The sequence below is a fragment of the Micromonospora sp. DH13 genome, from assembly GCF_020873825.1.
In the GTDB taxonomy this organism is placed as follows: Bacteria; Actinomycetota; Actinomycetes; order Mycobacteriales; family Micromonosporaceae; genus Micromonospora; species Micromonospora haikouensis.
In genome coordinates this window covers 1-840 of the sequence record NZ_JAHWGR010000096.1, presented here as the reverse complement: position 1 = coordinate 840, position 840 = coordinate 1, and the positions used below count along the sequence as shown (strand labels likewise).

The following is an 840-nucleotide window of genomic DNA, read 5'->3' as shown; positions in this document are numbered from 1 at the left end:
GATGGGCCGGTGGGCGAGGTGGGGCCGGGTGTGGTGGATGCCGGTGTGGTGGTGTGGGTGGCTGGTGATGGGTCGGGGTTGCGGGTGGACTTTGCGGTGGAGGAGTTTTCGGCGGGGTGGGTGCGGGGGTTCGTGGATGCGGTGGTGACGCTGGTGTCGGCGGGTGTCGCCGGGACGGAGGTGGCGTTGTCGGGGCTCACGTTGGTGTCGGTGGTGGAGCGGGAGCGGTTGTTGGGGTGGGGTCGGGGTCCGGTGCGGGAGGTGCCGACCACGCCGATTCATGACCTGGTGGTGGGGTGGGCGCAGCGGTCGCCGGAGGCGGTGGCGGGGGTGGCGGGTGGTGTGGTGTTGACGTATGGGGAGTTGGAGCGCAGGTCGGGGTTGGTGGCGGGGTTTCTGCGGTCGGTGGGTGTGGGTGCCGGTGATGTGGTGTCGTTGGCGTTGGATCGGAGTTTGTGGACGTTGGTGGCGGCGTTGGGGGTGTTGCGGGCGGGTGCGGCGTATACGCCGATGGATGTGGCGTGGCCGGCGGAGCGGATGCGGGTGTTGTTGGCTGATCATGGTGCGCGGGTGGTGTTGACCGTGGGTGAGGTCGCCCCTCGGGTGCCGTGCCCGGACGGGGTGCGGGTCGTGGCGTTGGACGAGGAGTGGCCGCAGATCGAGGCTGCGGAGGCTGGCGACCTGCCGACGGTCGCGGTGGATGGGCCGGCGTTCGTGATCTACACGTCGGGGTCGACGGGCATCCCGAAGGGTGTGGTGTTGACGCACGAGAAGCTGACCAACTTCCTGACCTGGATGGCCGACGAGTGCGCCATCGGCCCCGACAGCAGAATGCTGCAC

At 69.4% G+C, this 840-nt stretch carries 1 protein-coding gene; it reads left to right on the top strand.

All coding sequences use genetic code 11. The features are described from left to right. Positions 1–9: 9 nt before the first annotated feature. On the top strand, positions 10–840 hold an 831-nt coding region (locus LPA42_RS33400; protein ID WP_228987144.1), incomplete at its 3' end, for an AMP-binding protein.